Origin of the sequence: Leucobacter tardus, assembly GCF_017583045.1 — a bacterium.
GTDB classification, from domain to species: domain Bacteria; phylum Actinomycetota; class Actinomycetes; order Actinomycetales; family Microbacteriaceae; genus Leucobacter; species Leucobacter tardus.
This window is the reverse complement of sequence record NZ_JAGFBF010000001.1, coordinates 280,927-294,794: the sequence shown is the minus strand read 5'-3', so window position 1 is coordinate 294,794 and position 13,868 is coordinate 280,927. Positions and strand designations below refer to the sequence as shown.

General features: G+C 67.8%; 17 protein-coding genes. 10 read left to right on the top strand and 7 right to left on the bottom strand.

The window, feature by feature from the left end:
* The first annotated feature begins 117 nt into the window (after window positions 1-117).
* Window positions 118-1,662: an SdrD B-like domain-containing protein gene (locus J4H85_RS01350; RefSeq protein ID WP_208236160.1), complete on the top strand. Its 1,545-nt coding sequence runs from the start codon at window positions 118-120 to the stop codon at window positions 1,660-1,662.
* On the opposite strand, the gene J4H85_RS01345 is transcribed toward J4H85_RS01350, so the two are convergent.
* The gene (locus J4H85_RS01345) at window positions 1,625-2,491 is read right to left on the bottom strand and encodes a CPBP family intramembrane glutamic endopeptidase (protein ID WP_307863306.1); all 867 of its coding nucleotides are present in this window, start codon (window positions 2,489-2,491) and stop codon (window positions 1,625-1,627) included. The two genes, J4H85_RS01350 and J4H85_RS01345, sit on opposite strands and share 38 nt — an antisense overlap.
* Before the next feature lie 129 nt (window positions 2,492-2,620).
* Between J4H85_RS01345 and J4H85_RS14130 the strand changes: the two genes are divergently transcribed.
* On the top strand, window positions 2,621-2,755 hold the full coding sequence (locus J4H85_RS14130; protein WP_279591998.1) for a hypothetical protein: 135 nt from the start codon (window positions 2,621-2,623) through the stop codon (window positions 2,753-2,755).
* Between the two features lie 9 nt (window positions 2,756-2,764).
* Here J4H85_RS14130 and J4H85_RS01340 read toward each other — a convergent pair whose 3' ends face one another.
* The gene (locus tag J4H85_RS01340) at window positions 2,765-3,364 is read right to left on the bottom strand and encodes a cation diffusion facilitator family transporter (protein ID WP_208237265.1); all 600 of its coding nucleotides are present in this window, start codon (window positions 3,362-3,364) and stop codon (window positions 2,765-2,767) included.
* A gap of 62 nt (window positions 3,365-3,426) precedes the next feature.
* The gene (gene cmtR / locus J4H85_RS01335) at window positions 3,427-3,786 is read right to left on the bottom strand and encodes a Cd(II)/Pb(II)-sensing metalloregulatory transcriptional regulator CmtR (RefSeq protein ID WP_208236155.1); all 360 of its coding nucleotides are present in this window, start codon (window positions 3,784-3,786) and stop codon (window positions 3,427-3,429) included.
* Window positions 3,787-3,866: 80 nt separating this feature from the next.
* Between cmtR and J4H85_RS01330 the strand changes: the two genes are divergently transcribed.
* The 3 genes from J4H85_RS01330 to J4H85_RS01320 all read left to right on the top strand — a co-directional run bounded on the left by J4H85_RS01330 (window position 3,867) and on the right by J4H85_RS01320 (window position 7,786).
* Entirely contained in the window at window positions 3,867-5,000 is a 1,134-nt protein-coding gene (locus J4H85_RS01330) for an RsbRD N-terminal domain-containing protein (protein ID WP_208236153.1), read from the top strand.
* 145 nt (window positions 5,001-5,145) lie between these two features.
* On the top strand, window positions 5,146-6,477 hold the full coding sequence (locus J4H85_RS01325) for an MFS transporter (protein WP_208236151.1): 1,332 nt from the start codon (window positions 5,146-5,148) through the stop codon (window positions 6,475-6,477).
* Between the two features lie 37 nt (window positions 6,478-6,514).
* Complete coding sequence (locus tag J4H85_RS01320; RefSeq protein ID WP_208236149.1) at window positions 6,515-7,786, top strand: ArgE/DapE family deacylase; 1,272 nt, start codon at window positions 6,515-6,517, stop codon at window positions 7,784-7,786.
* Window positions 7,787-7,823: 37 nt separating this feature from the next.
* On the opposite strand, the gene map is transcribed toward J4H85_RS01320, so the two are convergent.
* Complete coding sequence (gene map, locus J4H85_RS01315) at window positions 7,824-8,603, bottom strand: type I methionyl aminopeptidase (protein WP_208236147.1); 780 nt, start codon at window positions 8,601-8,603, stop codon at window positions 7,824-7,826.
* A gap of 73 nt (window positions 8,604-8,676) precedes the next feature.
* Here map and J4H85_RS01310 point away from each other — a divergent pair, with 73 nt between their 5' ends.
* Both J4H85_RS01310 and J4H85_RS01305 read left to right on the top strand, forming a co-directional pair.
* Entirely contained in the window at window positions 8,677-8,982 is a 306-nt protein-coding gene (locus J4H85_RS01310) for a helix-turn-helix domain-containing protein (protein WP_208236145.1), read from the top strand.
* 72 nt (window positions 8,983-9,054) lie between these two features.
* Complete coding sequence (locus J4H85_RS01305; protein WP_208236143.1) at window positions 9,055-9,255, top strand: hypothetical protein; 201 nt, start codon at window positions 9,055-9,057, stop codon at window positions 9,253-9,255.
* Window positions 9,256-9,494: 239 nt separating this feature from the next.
* Here the strand turns inward: J4H85_RS01305 and J4H85_RS01300 are convergent, their stop codons facing one another.
* Window positions 9,495-9,818: a DUF952 domain-containing protein gene (locus J4H85_RS01300; protein ID WP_208236141.1), complete on the bottom strand. Its 324-nt coding sequence runs from the start codon at window positions 9,816-9,818 to the stop codon at window positions 9,495-9,497.
* A 49-nt stretch (window positions 9,819-9,867) separates the two neighbouring features.
* Here J4H85_RS01300 and J4H85_RS01295 point away from each other — a divergent pair, with 49 nt between their 5' ends.
* From J4H85_RS01295 to J4H85_RS01285, 3 genes are all read left to right on the top strand, one after another.
* Window positions 9,868-10,422, top strand: a complete 555-nt coding sequence (locus J4H85_RS01295; RefSeq protein ID WP_208236139.1) for a TetR/AcrR family transcriptional regulator — start codon at window positions 9,868-9,870, stop codon at window positions 10,420-10,422.
* Window positions 10,423-10,524: 102 nt separating this feature from the next.
* Window positions 10,525-11,409, top strand: coding sequence for an ABC transporter ATP-binding protein (locus J4H85_RS01290; protein ID WP_208236137.1), 885 nt, complete (start codon window positions 10,525-10,527; stop codon window positions 11,407-11,409).
* Between the two features lie 29 nt (window positions 11,410-11,438).
* A complete protein-coding gene (locus J4H85_RS01285) occupies window positions 11,439-12,161 on the top strand; it encodes an ABC transporter permease (protein WP_208236135.1) in 723 nt (240 codons plus the stop codon).
* A 46-nt stretch (window positions 12,162-12,207) separates the two neighbouring features.
* Here J4H85_RS01285 and J4H85_RS01280 read toward each other — a convergent pair whose 3' ends face one another.
* Both J4H85_RS01280 and J4H85_RS01275 read right to left on the bottom strand, forming a co-directional pair.
* Window positions 12,208-13,047, bottom strand: a complete 840-nt coding sequence (locus J4H85_RS01280; protein ID WP_208236133.1) for a PhzF family phenazine biosynthesis protein — start codon at window positions 13,045-13,047, stop codon at window positions 12,208-12,210.
* A 52-nt stretch (window positions 13,048-13,099) separates the two neighbouring features.
* A complete protein-coding gene (locus J4H85_RS01275; protein WP_243893360.1) occupies window positions 13,100-13,813 on the bottom strand; it encodes a GAP family protein in 714 nt (237 codons plus the stop codon).
* Between the last annotated feature and the right edge of the window lie 55 nt (window positions 13,814-13,868).

Here is a 13,868-nt window from a genome sequence, read left to right as displayed (position 1 = left end):
TCCACTTTTTATCGCGCGGCAATAGATTGGTCTGATGTGCAATGATGGCCCGAGAGGCAGCGGTCTCCGCGGGAAATTTCTGATCGGTCGCTGAGTTCTGCGGGTATGCTTCCGCGTATGGAGGCGATGACGCTGAGGGCGCGACAGAGCGGAAGACGACTCCTGACGATCGGCGCCGCGGCCGCAATCGTCAGTGCTGGTCTCGTCCAGGTTGCACCGGCTCAGGCTGCACCGTCGGACGGCTACCCGGACTGGAGCATCTCCGGAGGGAGTGGCGCGTTCACGGGAGACTTGGAATTCCCGGTGGGATTCCCCGAGGTCACGTTCGCCACGGACACTCTTGCCTCGGGAACGATGATTCCGGGCGGAGGATCGACGTGGCTTCCCGAGTCCACATCGTTCGGTGCCGAGTTCGGGTCGAGTCGCAATCAGGAATACATCAGCGTGCGTCCCGCGGGAAACCGGGCGGGAGCTCCCTCCACCACGACGTACACGTTCTCGTCGCCGAGCCCGGTCGGCACCTGGGGGTTCAGTCTCGGGGACGTCGACGCCGAGATCCTGGGGGTGACCGCGACAGACGCGGACGGAAATCCGGTCTCCGGCGAGCAACTGGGTCTCGTCGAGACGTTCAACTATTGCGGGCAGGCCGGCGGCCCCTCGTGCGACCAGAGTCAGGCGTTCGCCCTCCCCACCTCGACGATCTCTGAGACCGGTGTCGCTCTCGAAGAGCTCGGCTGTCCGACCTCCCAGGACCTGTGCGACACGGCGGGAGCGTCCGCGTGGTTCTCGCCGACCGTTCCCCTGAAGACACTGAGCATCACGTCCGAGTGGAAGTCGGGGTTCCCCTCGTACCAGACATGGTTCTCGACCCGGGCGCAGTCCGTGGGCGGTGCGGTCGCGGCGGATTGCGCTCTGGACGGGTCTGCCGCGGTGCAACTCCTCGACGCCGCCGGTGCGGTGGTGGCGACGGCGCCCGTGGACGGTCAGGGTGCGTACGTGTTCCCCGTCGTCGCCGGAGGCACCGGGTATTCGGTACGCGTCGACCCGTCGACGCTTCCGACCGGAGCCACGTCGACCGCAGTCCCGGTCGAGGTGGCTCGCGATGATGTCGCAGGTGTCGACCTCGCCGTCACGAGCACGTTCTCGGTGACCGGCACGGTCGCGGGGGACGTCGATCTCGGTGGAGTCCCCGTCACGCTCACTCCGGCCGACGATGCGGTGCCCGCTCGCTCGACCACCACTGGTGCATCGGGTGACTACGGGTTCGCTGAGGTTTCCAACGGCGAGTACATCCTCACCGTCGAGACGGGCGAGGGCGTGGACGTGACACCGCAGCAGCAGCGCATCACGGTCGACTGCGCAGTCCCCGAGGTGAGCTCATTCGTGCTTACCGTGACGGAAGACCCGGGCCAGGATCCGGATCCGGACCCCGATCCGAACGATCCGGAACCTCCGCCTCCTTCGGAGGATCCCACCAACCCATCCCCGCCTCCTGGCGGAGACGGTTCGGTGACCCCCACGGGGTCTGAGTCCGGTGCATTGGCTGCGACGGGCGCAGCGAGCGCACCGGTCGCGCTGATGACCGCCGGAGCCGCGGCGATCCTTCTCGGGATGATGGCCTTGCTCACGGCCAAGGCTCGTCGGCGTTCGCAGCGTCTCTAGCGCCGACGCGCCGCTCGCTCACCACGAACACGATGAGGAGCAGACCGCCGGTCGCCACGATGAGCGGCGTGCTGAGCATCGGGAGCAGTTCGAGCGGGTTCCCCTGCGTCGGATGCTCCGAGAACAGCAGAATCATGGGGTCCGTCGACGCATGCAGCAGGATCGGCACGATCAGGCGACCGGTCAGCCGGAGTGCGAGGTACATGATGACACCGAACCCGAACGTGTACACTACCTGCGCCGCGGTCGTCGCGACGCCCTGGTCGGTGGTGAAGAGGTTGCCGCTGTGCAGCGCCGCGAAGATGCCGGCCGAGGCGACCGCGATCGCGATCTCGCCGTATCCGGCCCTGCGCATCAGTTCGACGACGACGCCCCGCGTGAGCAGTTCCTCCGCGAGACCGATGCAGAGGCCCGTCAACAGCCAGGTGGCGACCAGTGCGCCACCCGCCGAACCGAAGTCGAGCGCGATCAGTGCGGATGCGTTGATCGCGACCACGACGCCGATGCCGATCCACACCCACCCGCGCTGTCGACGCGGCTGCGGTCCGAAGAGTGGGCGCAGCCAGCCGACGGACGCGGCGAATCCGATGAGCACCGCGGCGCCGAGCGCGATCGGGAGTGCGGTGCCGATGAGCAGGCCGAGCGGGTCGCTCGTGTCGAGACCCGCAGCGGCCTGTCCGCCGGGAAGGTGATTGATCAGCAGCGAGAGGAGCTGATACACGCCGTAGTACGCGGCGGCGAGGAGGAGCGCCCGCCACCATCCGCCGCGATCCCAGAACCGCTGCCAGGGATTCTGCGTCGGTGATGTGCTCACGGGTGACGGATCCACGCGCACCCTCCTCGGTGATCGCCGATGTGAGTTCACCATACCTGTTGCAGTGCGCACGACCGTCAACTTTCACGAAGCGGCAGGTCATGGGAGACTCGAAGCACTGAGTTGTCTGCTGAAAGGTTCCGCGTGTTCGACAAGATTCTTACTCTCGCCGCCTGGTTCTACGGTGTGGTCTTCGTCGGCGCTGCCGTGGCGACGCTCGGACTGGTGGTGGCGACGATCGCGCTGGGCGAGTCGCCGATCCAGTTCGAGAGCCACTGACCACCGGTTTCAACACCCGTCGTGTACGTGAGCGGCTGAGTCCGCTCCCGGTCGAACGACGACGCAGCACGCGCGTCCCCGCCAGGCCCTGACCCCCTCGCGGACCGCGAAGCCGGAGATCGTGAGTGCCGCGATCGAGTCGGCCCAGGCCCAGCCCAGCCAGCTGTTGAGCATCAGCCCGATCAGCAGCGCTGCGGACAAGTACGTGCAGATCAACGTCTGCTGCGAGTCGGCGACAGCCGATGCAGATCCGAGTTCGCGCCCGGTGCGCCGCTCGAACCATGAGAGGAACGGCATCACGACGAGGCTGAGAGCCGCGATGACGATGCCGATCGGCGAGTGCTCGGGGTCGCGAAGTCCGGCGAGCGACAGGATCGCGTCGACGGAGACGTACGCGGCGAGACCGAAGAACGACACCGCGATCAATCGCAAAGCGGTCCGCTCCCGCTGATCGGGGTCGGGCGCAGAGAACTGCCACGCGACCGCGGCAGCGGAGAGCACCTCGACGAGCGAATCCAGGCCGAATCCGATGAGCACTGCGGAGGACGCGGCGGCTCCGGCAGTGAGCGCCACGACGGCCTCGACTGCGTTCCAGGTGATCGTGATCATGACCACGATCCTGATCCGCTGCTTCAAGACACCCGCGCGTGCGGCACTGATCGCGGTGGTACTCACCGTGGACCCTTCACGCCGCAACAGCCGGGCACCGTGCACGTCTCATCGATGCATGGCGCGTGCTCCTCGACAGCCAACGTCGCATCCACCAGCGCGCGGAGCGCGGCGGCAAGGTGGGGATCCGCGATTTCGTACCGGACCTGGCGTCCCTCCGGCTCGGCTACGACGATCCCGCAGCCGCGCAGGCACGCGAGGTGATTCGAGACGTTCGTCCGTGTCAGGTCCAGATCCCGCGCGAGCGACGCGGGATACCCGGGTCGCTGCAGGAGGGTCCAGAGGATGCGGGATCGGGTCGGATCCGCCATCGCCCGCCCGAGGCGATGCATGACATCCAGGTGCGTCGAAAGCGTCAGCATGGGCTGACTATACAGCGAATGCTGACGTATTGTCGACCATGCGCGGTGCAGTGGAGGCTTGCTCGCACGACAATGGAGCTATGGCGGATGCAGCATGGCAACAGCTTCTCGAACGCGTGCGTGCGGACATCCCCGACCTTCTGCAGGAGTTTCTGCGCGAGCTCGGGGACCACGAGGGGTACACGGAGGGCGACGTGCCCCAAGAGGACTTGGAACGTACCGCGCTGCAGGCGTTCGACCTCTTCCTCGACCGGCTGGCCAATCAGGGCGAGGCAGAGGTCTGGCCCGATTTTCCGAGGGCGCTCGGGCGACGCCGGGCCAGGCAGGGGCTCCGCATCGACCAGTTCACCGAAGCCGTCAGGATCAACTTCCGCCTGATCTGGCGCGCGCTCGACCGTGCTGCGCACCCCGACCTGGTCGACGAGCTCGTGGCGAACGGGGAGCGGGTGCTCACAGTGGTCGAGCGCTACGCCACTGAGGTGCAGCGCTCCTTCCTCGATGAGACGCAGCTCATGGCGCAGTTCCATCGCAGCGCACGGGAGCGGGCACTGTCCCGACTCTTCTCGGGGCACGCCGACGCCGACGAACTCGGCTCCATCGCAGAACTGCTCGGTATCCGTCGGCATGAGGTGTACGAGATGTTCGCTCTGGAGAGCGCCGGTCTCACCGAGCAGGATCGCAAACGGATGGCGGACTCCGCTGCGTACAGCTACGAGGACGGTGAGCTGACATTCCTGTTTAGGCCCCGACGAGGCATCGCCGACTGGACGGTATCGCACCCCGATGCCGACGGCGCCTACCTCTCGAGGATCGACGGGATCGGGAAGCTGGCGCACGCGGCGGTCGTCGCGAGACGCCTGGCTGAGGTTCGCACGCGTCCGGGGCCGTTCACGCTCAAGGACGGGTTCCACCGTCTCATCGCGACCGGTGCCCGAGACGGGCTCGCCGGATTCGAGCACGAGCTCATCGGGCCGTTCGCGGAAGTTCCAGCCGAGGAGCAGAACCGATTCGCCGTGACCGTCCACGCGTTCATGCGGAGCGGTTCGATTCAGCAGGCCGCCGATGTGCTCTTCGTGCACCGAAACACCGTTTTCAAGCGCATGCGCGCGTTCGCAGCAGTGACGGGGCTCGACGTCAGGATCCCGAGAGATGCCGCGATCGCGTTCCTCCTCCTGCCCGAACCGACCGGTGTGCAGATCAACACCGAGCGGTGAAAAGCGGCTCTATCGTGACACCGGGCTCAGGCGGATCCGGTCGTACGGTCGATATGTCGGTTTCAGAACGCAGTGAAACCCGGCATCGACGTCCCCTCGTGGGTTTCGTCGGTGCGTGACCCGTCGATTCGTGAATGGAACACTGATGTCCCACCCCCAGGAACACCCTTCCTCGTCCGCGACAGCCCCGAAGATCAGCGGAGCGGACGCCGGCAAGGTCGCACGCGCCGCGTTCGTCGGTACCGCGCTCGAGTGGTACGACTACTTCCTCTTCGGTACGGCCGCGGCGCTCGTCTTCAACCGTCTGTTTTTCACGGATCTCGATCCGAATGCCGCGCTCCTCGCCGCGTTCGCGACGTTCGGAGTCGGGTTTGCGGCGCGCCCGCTCGGCGCGCTGCTCTTCGGGTACATCGGCGACAAGGTGGGTCGTCGGCCGGCGCTGCTGATCACCATCGTGATGATCGGTATCGCCACCGGTCTCATCGGCCTGCTCCCGGACTTCGGCAGCATCGGTCTCGCCGCGCCGATCATGCTCGCGGTGCTCCGACTCGTCCAGGGATTGGCGGTCGGTGGCGAGTGGGGCGGCGCCGTGACGATGGCCGTCGAGCACGCGCCGGCCGAGAAGCGCGGACGCTTCGCGGCCCTGGTGCAGATCGGTTCACCGGTCGGCACGCTGCTGTCCTCCGGCGCGTTCGCCGTGGTGCTGCTGCTCCCGCCCGAGAGCTTCGACGCCTGGGGATGGCGGCTCCCGTTCCTCCTGGCGTTCCCGCTGCTGCTGATCGCGCTGTACATTCGCGTCAAGGTCGAGGAGTCGCCGATCTTCAAGGACCTGCTCGCGGAAGAAGAGGCAGCGAAGGTGCCGGCCTTCGAGGTGTTCCGGTACGCCTGGGGTCGCCTGATCGTCGCCGTGCTCGGCGCGCTGCTCGGCGTCGGCGGGTTCTACATGATCACGACGTTCGTCGTCTCTTACGGCGCGAACACCCTCGGGGTGGATCGCCAGGTGATGGTGAATGCGACGCTCATCGCGGCGGTCGCTCAGATCTTCATGACGATCTTCGCGGGAAGAGTCGCCGAGCGCGTCGGGCCGGGTCGCGTCACGATGTGGGGCGGGATCCTGACGGGTCTCGCGGCCTTCCCGCTGTTCATGCTCATCGATACCCGTTCACCGCTCGCGATCACGTTGGCGATCACCGTCGGCATTCTGCTCGTCACGATCGCGTACGCCGTATCGGGTGCACTGCTCGCCGAGCTGTTCCCGGCGAAGCTCCGTTACTCGGGCGTCGCCCTCGGATACAACATCGCCGGAGCGACGAGCGGTTTCCTGCCGCTCATCGCGACCGCGATGCTCACGATCTCGAACAACGCGTCGTGGGGCGCCGCCGTGATCCTGGTCGCGATTTCCATCCTGACCGCGATCGGCGGGTTCTTCGGTGAACGCCTGCGCGTCACGGACAAGAACATTGTCGTCGACGACTGAACCCGTATCGCACCACACGAACCCGAAGGATGTTGAAATGATCTCGAATGACCTTGCGGAGCGGATCCTCGCCGCCGTCGACGCCCAGTTCGACGACCAACTCGCGGCGACCGCCGAGCTCGTCGCCTCGCCGTCGCTCCGCGCCGGTGAGGAACCCGCCCAGGACCTGATCGAGGCGCGGCTGCGGAACCTCGGCGTGGACATCGATCGGTGGACGATCGCGTCCCCCGAACTCGCCGCGCATCCCGGTTACGGACCGTCGACGGTGGACTACTCGCAGATGACGAATGTCGTCGGCACATTCGAGCCGACACAGAACCTCGGCAAGTCGTTGATCCTGAACGGTCACATCGACGTGGTTCCGCAGGGGCCCGAGTCGCAGTGGTCGCGATCGCCCTGGGACGCCGAGGTGCGGGACGGCTGGATGTACGGCCGCGGCGCCGGTGACATGAAGGCCGGGCTCATCGCGAACCTCTTCGCGTTCGACGCGATCCGTCGCGCCGGTCTGGACCTCACGGGACGGGTGCACCTGCAGTCCGTCGTGGAGGAGGAGTGCACGGGGAACGGCTCGCTCGCGGCGCTGCTGCGCGGCTACACCGCAGACGCGGTGATCATCTCGGAGCCCGAGGAGGACGCGCTGGTGCGCGCGAACGTGGGTGTGCTGTGGTTCACGGTCCGCGTGAGCGGCAATCCGACGCACCCCCGTGAGATGGCCAGCGGCTTCAACGCGATCGACGCGGCCTACGAGGTCATGACGGCGCTTCGGGTGCTCGAGGCGGACTGGAACGCGGATCAGGCGAACCACCGGTACTTCGAGGATCTCGACCACCCGATCAACTTCAACTTCGGCGGCATCGAGGGCGGAGACTGGCCGTCGAGCGTGCCCGCGTGGTGCGAGTTGCGCGTGCGGGTGGCCACGTACCCGGGAACTCCGGCGGAGAGCGCGTGGAACGAGATCGTTCACTGCGTCGAGAACGCCGCGGCGAACTCGGCGTTCGCGGTCGAACTGACGCGCGACGGGTTCTACGCCGAGGGCTACGTGCTCGAGTCAGGCAGCGAAGCGGAGACCCTGCTCGAAGCGACGCACGAGCGCGTGTTCTCGCGCGAACTCACCTCGTTCACGACGCCGGGATATCTCGACGGCCGGGTGTTCGTCAATTACGGAGACATGCCGACGCTGGTCTACGGCCCCGTTTCCGAGAGCATCCACGGGTTCGACGAACGCGTGAGCGTCGAATCGGTGCGCAAGTGCACGAAGTCGATGGCGCTGTTCATCGCGTCGTGGTGCGGCGTGGTCGAGGCGCAGTAGTCCGGCACGGACGTTCCCCGAATGCCCCCCGCGCCGACTACCCGGCGGTCGGCAGCGTCAGGATCTCGGCACCCGTCTCGGTGATCGCGATCGTGTGCTCGGAGTGGGCGGTGCGGCACCCGGTCGCGCTGCGGAGCGTCCAGCCGTCGTCCGGGTCGGTGATGAGTCGGTCGGTGTCGGCCATGACCCACGGTTCGAGCGCCAGGAGCAGGCCGGGGCGGAGCGCGAAGCCGCGCCCCGGCCTCCCGGTGTTCGCGACGTGCGGGTCCTGGTGCATCGTCGTGCCGATGCCGTGCCCGCCGAACTCGGTGTTGATGGGGTAGCCCGCGTCGGTGAGCACGCTGCCGATCGCGTGGGAGAGGTCGCCCAGCCGGACGCCTGGAGCCGCGATGTCGATGGCGGCCGCGAGAGCGCGTTCCGTGGTTGCGATCATCGCGTGATCCTCGGGAGCGCCGGCATCCCCCACGATGAAGCTGATCGCCGCGTCGGCCGCGACACCGTCCTTGACGATCGCGAGGTCGAGCGTCAGCAAGTCTCCGTCCGCCAGTCGCGTGTCGCGCGGCATGGCGTGCAGCACCGCATCGTTGACGGCCGTGCAGATGTTGTGGCCGAACGGTCCTCGGCCGAACGGCGGTGCGTAGTCCACGTAGCAGGATTCCGCGTCCGCTGCGAGGATCAGCTCCTTCGCCCATCGGTCGATCTCGAGCAGGTTGGTGCCGATCCGGCAGCGCTGACGAATGGTGGCGAGAATATCGCCGACGACACGGCCGGTGACGCGCGCCCGCTCGATCTGCCTGGCATTCAGAATCTCGATCATGCGCGTCTCCTTGCCTGTCGCGAAGAACCAATAACTATCCCGGTCATCTTATACCGGGATTATCATAGGAGGCATGGTCAGGCTTCCCCTCACTCCCGAAGAGGTCGCACGCGGGCAACGGCTCGGGGCGCTCCTCCGGCGAGCGCGCGGGGCGCGGCCGATGCTCGACGTCGCGCTCGCCGCAGGGATCTCACCGGAGACGCTGCGCAAGATCGAGTCGGGACGCGTGGCGACGCCGGCGTTCAGCACGGTCGCCGCGCTCGCCGGGGTGCTTGCGCTCTCCCTCGATGCGGTGTGGGCGGAGATGCGCGAGGATCGCGCGGTTCACGACCGCGGGGAACGCAGTGCCGCAATACCGGCGATGGCGAACCATACGTAGATGCTCTCGGCGGCGAGCCGCTCGGACCAGCCCACGGGGCCGTGACCCCCGAGCGCGAAGCCGAGCCACACGATGCCGGCGATCGTGGCCGCCGCGACGATCCACGCCGCCGGCCGCCATCACGATGCCGGCAGCCACGGTGATGCGCGACCATTGATACCGAGGCGCAAGCAGGAGAGTGCCGGCACCGATGATCATGTACTGCACGACACCGCCGACGTTGAAGAGCGCGTGCAGCGGCGAACAGGTTTCGAGCAGTCCGCCGGGCCGTGACTCTGCCACGCACGTGGTGTACCCGAGATCGCTCACGGTATGGTCGGCGAGCCGGTAGGGGACGGGCCACGCCTGGACGACGATGGGCTGCAGCGCGACGTTCATGACCGGTGCAACGATCCACAGTACGGCGCCGATGCGCACGACGGTGGTCGTCTGCGCGGGCAAGACGGCCCGTGCACCCCCCGGCGCTCCTGGCATGTCCGAAGCGTACCTCGCGAAGGCGATCCGGAACAGGGCTACTGATCGCGGGGAATCGGGACCACGGCCGTCACCACCTCGGGCACCATGGGGATCGCGCCGAAGATCCGCGGAGTTCCGTCGACGCGCGCCACCTCGACGCCGTAAGCAGTCAGGCCGGTGACGCTGCAGTCGATGCGCAGCAACGGGAGGCGCACATCGCCGTAGACGTCTGCGACCACGCGCGCGACATGCTCGGGGTCCGTTGCGCGGATGTAGTCGCCCGGTTCCCACGCGACGCCGCGCGTCGCGACTTCGTATTCGCCGAATCGCGCTCCGGCTTCCCAGTCGTCGGCGATCGCCACGTGACAGATGATGTCCATCAATCCTCCAAATGAAACGTCAGAGTTTCATTCAGCGTAGTATGGAGCAATGCCCGTCGTCGAACGCAAGCGCGGCCGCCCGACGGCGGCTGAGAAGGTCGAGCGCGATCAGCGCATCCTGCAGGTCGCGACCGACCTCTTCGCCGAACTCGATTTTCACCGGGTCTCTCTCGACCTCATCGCCGCACGCGCCGGGGTCGCGAAGCGCACCCTCTACGATCAGTACGGCGGAAAGCCCGCGGTGCTGAGCGCGGCCGTCCGGCAGCTGCACTCGTATGCACAGCATCCCGCTCCGCATCTGCGCGATGCCTGCGTCGCGATCGTGTCGGCGGTGTGCTCCGACCGGGCCGTCGGAGTGCACCGGGCCGTCATCGCATCGGCCGACACGGTCGCCGCGCGTGCGTTTCTCGAGTCCGGCCCCCGCGCCGCCCAGCAGTACCTCGCCGGATACCTCGGTGGAGATCTCGCGCGCGCAGGGCACCTGTTCGCCGCGCTCCTCGGCGAACTGCATCGCTTGCGCCTGCTGGGTCTTGCGCCCGCGCCGACCCGAGCGATGGTCGACCGTCACGTGTCGGACGTGCTCGCGGTCCTCTCGATGTCCTGAGACGTGGTGCGACGACGTGCTGCCGACCAGTGACACGGCGTCACATGAGCTGATGACGTACGCGCCCTGCCGGTGACGCCTCGGGCGGCGTGGAATAGAGGCATGACACGAGAGACAGTGATCGACGTGCACGACTTGACCGTGCGCTACGGAACGTTCGAGGCCGTCACCGGCCTGAGCTTCGAGGTGCGACGCGGTGAGCTGTACGCGCTGCTCGGAACGAACGGCGCGGGCAAGAGCTCGACGCTCGAGGTGATCGAGGGGCATCGCACCGCATCGTCGGGCGAGGTGCGCGTGTTCGGCGAGCCGCCGACGCGACGGCGTTCGGTGCGACCGCGGACGGGCATCATGCTGCAGGAGAGCGGCTTCGCCGAAGACCTCACCGTGCGTGAGACGCTCGGCTTGATCGGCAGCCTGTCGCAGCGGGAGGATCGGCCGGAGCGGGTGCTCGACGTCGTCGGGCTCGCTCCGAAGGCGGCGACGCGGGTCTCGCAGCTCTCGGGCGGTGAGAAGCGGCGACTCGATTTCGCGACCGCGATCTTCGGATCCCCCGAGCTGCTCTTCCTGGACGAGCCGACGACCGGCCTCGACATCCAGTCGCGCGACGCCCTGTGGGAGACCGTCGATCGCCTGCGCGAGGACGGCGCGACCATCGTGCTCACCACCCACTATCTGGAGGAGGCGCAGCAGCGCGCCGACCGGGTCGGGTTGATGCATCGCGGTCGATTCCGCATGGAGGGGACGGTCGCCGAGATCACCCGGACACTGCCCGCCACCATCTCGTTCAGAGCCACGGCGGAGTCTGCGGAGATCCCGTTGGAGCACGTGCGCCGCGACGACGGCACCGTGCTCGTCGAGACGCACGCGCTGCAGGGCGACCTGCATCGCCTGCTCGCCTGGGCGGACGAGCGAGATCTCGAGCTGCTCGAGCTCGAGGCGGGGCCGACCCGCCTCGACAACGTGTTCCGCTCGATCGCCAACGACTGACGCCAGCACCGATTCGAAGGACTCCCATCATGCTCCCCATTGCCCGCAGTGAATTCCTGCAGATCGTCCGCAACCGAATGGTCTTCGTGAGCGCGACGATCGTGCCCGTCGGCCTCAGTCTCGTCTTCATCTCGCAACGCGAGGTGTTCGCGCAGTCGCCCACGGGGGTCGGTCTGCTCGCCGGCGCCTTCATGATGATCCTGATCAGCATGGGGCTCTACTCCACGGCCGTGACGACGCTCGCGGCGCGACGGCAGACCCTGTTCTTGAAGCGACTGCGTTCGACAGCCGTCAGCGATGGCGCGGCACTCAGCGGCATCGTGATCCCACCGGCGATCATCGGGATCGTGCAGGTCACCGCCGTGCTCGCCGTGCTGGCGTCGATCGATGCGCCCCCGGCAGAACCGCTGCTGCTCGTGGTCTCGGGACTCGCGCTGGTGCTGATGATGCTCGGCTTCGCGCTCGCGACAGCGGGGATCACGCAGTCGCCCGAGCACGCCCAGGTGACGACGCTCCCCATCACGCTCGGCGCCTCGGCCATCGCGTTCTGGATCGGATTCACCGGAACCGAAGAGCTCACCCTGCTCAAGCGCCTGCTGCCCGGCGGGGCGGCGACGGAGCTGACGATCTCCGCCTGGAACGGCGGAGCGGAGTGGGGCGAGAGTCTGCTGCTGCTCGCGCCGACCGCGGGGTGGATCGTGGTCGCGGTCGTGCTCGCGAAGTCCATGTTCCGCTGGGAACCGCGACGCTGAGCGGCACCGGCGAGGTGCCGAGACCGGCCGACCCGGCGGAGTAGCGTCACGCCATCGCCGAGCCCCGGAAGCACACGGTCGTCGCGCCGCCCACCCAGACGGTGCCCTGCTCGGCGGCGATGGTGACCTCGCCGGCCCGACCGAGCCGCGTGCCTTGCGTCACGGTGTAGCGGTCGGGCGCTTCGCCGCTGGTGATGAGCCACTGCGCCGTCGACGCGTTCAAGCTGCCGGTCACCGGATCTTCGGCGACGCCGACGCCCGGCACGAATGCGCGGATCTCGAACGCGTGCGGGGACCCGGCGGGGTGCGCTCCGATGACCCCGACCTTCGCGTCGCGAATGCGTGAGAAGTCGGGTTCGAGGGCCAGCACCTCATCGGCGGTGGCGAGACGGACGACGGCCCACCCCGGCCCGTTGTCGACCCACTGGTGTGCAACGACGCGCTCGCGATCGATGCCGAGCGCGTCCGCGATCTGCACGACGAACGGCTCATCGAGGTCGCCGGACCGCAACACCGGGGGAGCGGCGAAGGCGAGTGCCTCACCGTCATGGCGCAGTTCGATGAGCCCGGCCGCGCACTCCTGCACGATCGTGCCGGCCTCACGCGGTTCGCCGCCGCGATCGAGCCATGCGCGCGCCGACCCGAGGGTGGGGTGCCCGGCGAACGGGAGCTCACCGCCCGGAGTGAAGATGCGCGCGCGGTAGTCGGCGCGCGCCTCGGTGGGGGAGAGGATGAACGTGGTCTCGGACAGGTTCGTCCAGCGGGCGATGCGCTGCATCTCGTCGTCGTCGAGGTCGTCGGCATCGAGGATCACCGCCACGGGGTTGCCGCGATACGGGTCGCGGGCGAAGACATCGACCTGGGCGAACGGGTGCGGTGCGGGCATGGTGCGGGCTCCTCGGGGTGAATGGACGAATGGACGAGTGGACGAACGGAGATCAGGCCGGGCGCGGTGATCCCCACACCCCGAGTCCGAGCAGGATCAGGCCGATCACGAGAACGATGCCGAACTCCCAGGGGCGACGATCCATCGTGGCCAACCGGTGGAAGACCGTCGTGATGCGGTGCGCGGCGCGCGGCAGGCGCTGCCACGCCCAGGTCAGCAGGACGTAGGGCGACACCGTCGCGACCAGGAACACGGCGTAGGCGAGCACTCGGATCGGGTCGTCCGTGCTGATCCCGCGGACCAGGCGGGCGGCGACATACACGGTGGCGAGGCCGCTCACCCCGATCACGGTGTTCGAGGCGCCGACGACGATCATCTGCCACGGTCGTTGCATGCCGGCAGACCGGGGCAGTCGAGCTCGAACCGGACGTCGCGGACGACGCAGCCGCACCCCCATGACGACCGCAGCGAGCACGAAGAGCGTGCCGAACACCAGGTCGACGCTCCGCCGCACGAGCACGCCCTCGACCTCGTTGCGCAGCGCGGCTTCGAGCGTGCGCGGATCGATGAACTGGAGCACCAGCAGGAGCGCCGTGGAGCCGAGGGCCAAGCCCACGAGCATGCCGGCGATGAGCCGGTCGGGTCGTTGCACCTGCGTGAGAATGCGGAGGGCGACCGCGATGAGCGTCGGGCTGAAGCCCATAACCAGACCGAGACCGATGAGGCTCACCGCACCGCCGGCGAAGCGCAGCAGATCGGCCAGCATCACAGTGATCACGCTAGCGGGCGGGATCGGCCGGCGCCAGTGGGTGTGCGCCACT